Raw genomic sequence first — 2,482 nt, forward strand, 5'->3', positions numbered from 1 at the left:
GACGAGCTGGCCGCCGACCCCGAAGCAGTCGCCCCGCACCAGATCCCGGCCAGCAACGGCGCGATGCTCGCGGCGATGTGCGCGGGGCTGGTCAGTGGCATCGACCGGCTCGGCCCGGTGCCCGACACCATGGAGGCCATGCGCAAGGCGCTCGCTCAGGCGGGCGCGGCCGATGTGCTTGTGACCAGCGGCGGTGCCTCGGTGGGCGATCACGATCTGGTGCGTCCGGCGCTGGAGGAATGGGGGGCCGAGATCGCCTTCTGGCGCATCGCGATGAAACCGGGCAAGCCGCTGCTGATCGCGCGCAAGGGGGCGCAACTCGTGGTCGGCCTGCCGGGCAATCCGGTCTCGAGCATGGTAACGGCCTACCTGTTCCTGCTCCCCTTGCTGCGGCGGCTGGCGGGCGCGGCGCAACCTCTGCCCCGCGCGATCACCCTGCCCACGCTCGACGCCCTGCCCCCGACCGGTAGCCGCGCCGAGTTCGTGCGCGCACGGATCGGCGATGGCGGGGTGACGCTGCTCGGCCAGCAGGACTCCTCGGCGCTGCGCGCTCTGGCGGCGAGCGAAGCGCTGATCGCGCGGCCCGCGAATGCCGATGCGACGAAGGCGGGGGACATGGTCCCCGTCTATCTGCTGAGCGGCGGCGGATGGACTTGACTTGGGCGCAATCGTTCCATAGATGTTCCGCATTGGTTCCCGCTTTGGGACTGTTTGACGGGAGTGGCCCATGTTGACCGCGAAACAGCACGAGCTTTTGCTCTTCATCCACCAACGACTTGAGGAAACGGGCATTTCGCCCAGTTTCGAAGAGATGAAGGAGGCGCTCGACCTCAAGAGCAAGTCGGGCGTTCACCGCCTGATCTCGGCTCTGGAAGAGCGCGGCTTCATCCAGCGTTTGGCCAACCGCGCGCGCGCGCTCGAAGTGGTGAAGATGCCCGAGAATGTGGTGGCAGGGCGCACTGCGAAGGATGCGGTGGCGAAGGCGACCACGCCGCCGGTTGCCGCCCCTGCTCCGGCGAACGACGTGATCGAGATCCCGCTGCACGGCAAGATCGCCGCCGGACAACCGATCGAGGCTCTGGAAGACAGCCGCACGCTGCCCGTCCCCGCCGCGCTGCTCGGCTCGGGCGATCACTATGCGCTGGAGGTCTCGGGCGACTCGATGATCGAAGCGGGCATCTTCGACGGCGACTTCGCGCTGGTGAAGAAGACCAACACCGCCCGCGACGGCGAGATCGTGGTCGCGCTGATTCGCGGGGAAGAGGCAACGCTCAAGTACCTGCACCACGATGGCGGCAAGATCCGGCTCGATCCGGCGAACTCGGCCTTGCAGCCGCAGGTCTATGCCGATGCCGAGGTTGAGGTTCAGGGCAAGCTCGCAGGCCTGCTGCGGCGCTACCACTGAGCCGATCGGTGACGCGGCGGGGCCGCTCAGTCCCCGTCCTCGCCGCGCCACCAGCCATGCTCGCCCTGCCCCTGCGCCACGGTGGTCAGTTCGGGCGGGTCGAGCTGGATGGCAAGCCCGCCGCTGACCGAGAGCATGCGCCGGTCGGCCTTGAGCCAGCGCGGACGGCATGAGCGCGGCAACCAGCGGTCTGCGACGACGATGTCGGCGCGCTGGCATGCGGCGGCAAGCGCCCGCTCCTCGACCACGAGATCGCTGCGGGCGAGCAGCAGATGCCATGGCCGCCCGTCGCGTTCGAGCGTGACCGAGCAGAACTCGGGGCTACAGCGCGCGCCGGGCCAGTCGGCCAGCGCCACCGGCTCGGCCTCGACTCCGGCGAGCTGCATGAGGTTGTCGCGGGTATAGGCGCTGTCGGTGTCGCGCAGCATGATGAGGCGCCGGTCGGCGGTGGTGATGCCAACATGCCGCCCGTCGCTCGATACGAGCACGTCGGGCACCGGTGTGGCGAGCATCAGCGCGCTTGCGAGCGCAACCGGGGCCAGCCCCCAGGCCCGCGCCCGCCCCTGCCACAAGGCGAGCCACAGCCCACCCGCGACGAACAGGGCCATGGTCCAGGGGCCCGGATGCGGGAACAGCTTGACCGCGCCCGGCTGGGCAGCGGTGAAGTGGGCGATGGCGAGCATCAGGTCGAGCGACTGTCCGGCCAGCCACCAGACCGGCGCTCCGGCACCGATCAGGTCAAGCGCAAGGGCCAGTGCGATGAGCGGCATGGAAACGAAGGTGACGAGCGGAATGGCGATGACATTGGCCAGCGCGCCGTAGAGCCCGGCGCGGTGGAAGTGGAACAGCACGATCGGCATCAGCGCCAGCTCGATCACCAGCCCGGTGATCAGCAGCATGGCGGTCTGCCGCGCCAGCCGCGCCATGCGGGGCTCGTCACGCGGGGCGAGGAAGGCTCTGGCCCAGCCGCCGTTGTGCAGCGCAACGATGGCGATGACGGCGGCAAAGCTCATCTGGAAGCTCGGCCCCACAATCGACTCGGGCCACAGCAAGAGCACGATCACCGCCGCCACCGCC

At 69.3% G+C, this 2,482-nt stretch carries 3 protein-coding genes; 2 read left to right on the plus strand and 1 reads right to left on the minus strand.

Annotation, left to right across the window (positions count from 1 at the left end):
* The coding region (locus D2V17_RS02595; RefSeq protein WP_245978471.1) for a molybdopterin-binding protein at nucleotides 1-657 on the plus strand (657 nt) is incomplete at its 5' end.
* A gap of 70 nt (nucleotides 658-727) precedes the next feature.
* Nucleotides 728-1,405: a transcriptional repressor LexA gene (gene lexA / locus D2V17_RS02600; protein ID WP_119591587.1), complete on the plus strand. Its 678-nt coding sequence runs from the start codon at nucleotides 728-730 to the stop codon at nucleotides 1,403-1,405.
* A 26-nt stretch (nucleotides 1,406-1,431) separates the two neighbouring features.
* Here the strand turns inward: lexA and D2V17_RS02605 are convergent.
* A partial coding sequence (locus tag D2V17_RS02605; protein ID WP_147367198.1) for a ComEC/Rec2 family competence protein occupies nucleotides 1,432-2,482 on the minus strand: 1,051 nt, incomplete at its 5' end.

The organism is Aurantiacibacter xanthus (assembly GCF_003584015.1).
GTDB classification, from domain to species: domain Bacteria; phylum Pseudomonadota; class Alphaproteobacteria; order Sphingomonadales; family Sphingomonadaceae; genus Alteraurantiacibacter; species Alteraurantiacibacter xanthus.

Bases quoted from the DNA above. Each gene is read 5' to 3' on its own strand.
- lexA (WP_119591587.1), top strand. From the start codon at position 728: ATGTTGACCGCGAAACAGCACGAGCTTTTGCTCTTCATCCACCAACGA.